This window comes from Corynebacterium sp. HMSC074C05 (assembly GCF_001838325.1).
Lineage (GTDB): Bacteria > Actinomycetota > Actinomycetes > Mycobacteriales > Mycobacteriaceae > Corynebacterium > Corynebacterium amycolatum.
Map to the genome: position 1 here is coordinate 1 of NZ_KV836281.1, position 2,672 is coordinate 2,672.

At 54.3% G+C, this 2,672-nt stretch carries 1 rRNA gene; it reads right to left on the minus strand.

The features are described 5' to 3' along the window. Nucleotides 1-86: 86 nt before the first annotated feature. Nucleotides 87-2,672 (minus strand): 23S ribosomal RNA (locus tag HMPREF3042_RS02010); the annotation flags it as partial.

Consider the following 2,672-nt stretch of genomic DNA (forward strand, 5'->3'; position numbering starts at 1 on the left):
CCCCACCACAAAACTTCGGGTGGGTGGTGTCATGCCAGACACTGAACAGTAGACGCGAGCAAAAACCCTTGTTCAACCACTATTTTGTGTGTTGAATGTTTGGTCTATTAGTACCGGTCACCTCCACACCTTACGATGCTTCCAGATCCGGCCTATCAACCCCATCATCTATAGGGGACCTCAAAAGAAACCTAATCTTGGAACAGGCTTCCCGCTTAGATGCTTTCAGCGGTTATCCCTTCCGTACGTAGCCAACCAGCCATGCCCCAGGCGGGACAACTGGCACACCAGAGGTACGTCCATCCCGGTCCTCTCGTACTAGGGACAGCCTTCCTCAAGTTTCTACGCGCGCGGCGGATAGAGACCGAACTGTCTCACGACGTTCTAAACCCAGCTCGCGTGCCGCTTTAATGGGCGAACAGCCCAACCCTTGGGACCTACTCCAGCCCCAGGATGCGACGAGCCGACATCGAGGTGCCAAACCATCCCGTCGATATGGACTCTTGGGGAAGATCAGCCTGTTATCCCCGGGGTACCTTTTATCCGTTGAGCGACACCGCTTCCACAAGCCGGTGCCGGATCACTAGTCCCTAGTTTCCTACCTACTCGACCTGTCAGTCTCACAGTCAAGCTCCCTTGTGCACTTACACTCAACACCTGATTGCCAACCAGGCTGAGGGAACCTTTGGGCGCCTCCGTTACTCTTTGGGAGGCAACCGCCCCAGTTAAACTACCCACCAGGCACTGTCCCTAACCCGGATCACGGGCCGAGGTTGAGATGTCCAATACGATCAGAGTGGTATTTCAACAACGACTCCACCCCAACTGGCGTTGAGGCATCACAGTCTCCCACCTATCCTACACAAACCGAACCGAACACCAATACCAAGCTATAGTGAAGGTCCCGGGGTCTTTTCGTCCTGCCGCGCGTAACGAGCATCTTTACTCGTACTGCAATTTCGCCGGGTCTGTGGTTGAGACAGCAGGGAAGTCGTTACGCCATTCGTGCAGGTCGGAACTTACCCGACAAGGAATTTCGCTACCTTAGGATGGTTATAGTTACCACCGCCGTTTACTGGGGCTTAAATTCTCCGCTTCGACCCCGCAAAAGGGATCTAACAGGTCCTCTTAACCTTCCAGCACCGGGCAGGCGTCAGTCCGTATACCTCGACTTCACCGTCTTCGCACGGACCTGTGTTTTTAGTAAACAGTCGCTTCCCTCTATTCTCTGCGGCCACAACCAGCTCAACCACGTCGGTCACCAGTCATGGCCCCCCTTCTCCCGAAGTTACGGGGGCATTTTGCCGAGTTCCTTAACCACAGTTCTCCCGATCGCCTTAGTATTCTCTACCTGACTACCTGTGTCGGTTTCGGGTACGGGCCGTATATCCACATCGCTAGAGGCTTTTCTCGGCAGCATAGGATCACCAACTTCCCCAAAACGGGTACGCATCACGCCTCACCCTTTAATGTGCTCCGGATTTACCTAGAACACGGGCCACACGCTTACACCACGATATCCATCACGTGGCACGGCTACCTTCCTGCGTCACCCCATCACTTGGCTACTACCAGTTCAGGTCCCCAGCATCACACACACCAACCAACCTAAAAGGTCAGCGAAAGGCGCATGTTCAGGTGGGTTAGTATCCCTGATTCACCATGGGCGCGGACACACGGGTACGGGAATATCAACCCGTTATCCATCGACTACGCCTGTCGGCCTCGCCTTAGGCCCCGACTCACCCTGGGAGGATTAACCTGGCCCAGGAACCCTTAGTCATTCGGCGGAGGAGTTTTCCACTCCTCATTCGCTACTCATGCCTGCATTCTCACTCGCGCACACTCCACACTAGGGTTACCCCAGCGCTTCACAGCAGTAACGCGACGCTCCCCTACCCAACCACCAAAAAAGGTGATTGCCGCGGCTTCGGCGGTGTACTTGAGCCCCACTACATTGTCGGCGCAGAACCACTCGACCAGTGAGCTATTACGCACTCTTTCAAGGATGGCTGCTTCTAAGCCAACCTCCTGGTTGTCTTCGCGATCCCACATCCTTTTCCACTTAGCACACCCTTAGGGGCCTTAGCCGGCGATCTGGGCTGTTTCCCTCTCGACTACGAAGCTTATCCCCCGCAGTCTCACTGCCGTGCTCTAACCTAACCTGGCATTCGGAGTTTGGCTGATGTCGCTAAGATGATAGTCCCGCTAAACCAACCAGTAGCTCTACCTCCAGGAGGAAACACACGACGCTGCACCTAAATGCATTTCGGGGAGAACCAGCTATCACGGAGTTTGATTGGCCTTTCACCCCTACCCACAACTCATCCCCTCAGTTTTCAACCTAAGTGGGTTCGCGCCTCCACAGAGTCTTACCTCTGCTTCACACTGGCCATGGGTAGATCACCCCGCTTCGGGTCCAGGACATGCCACTAAAAACACACTAGTTAGTATTCGCTTTCGCTACGACTACCCCACCACACGGGTTAACCTCGCGACATGCCGCTGACTCGCAGGCTCATTCTTCAAAAGGCACGCCATCACCAAAAAAAGGCTCTGACGGATTGTAAGCACATGGTTTCAGGTACTATTTCACTCCCCTCCCGGGGTACTTTTCACCATTCCCTCACGGTACTAATCCGCTATCGGTCATAAGCAGGTATTTAGGCTTA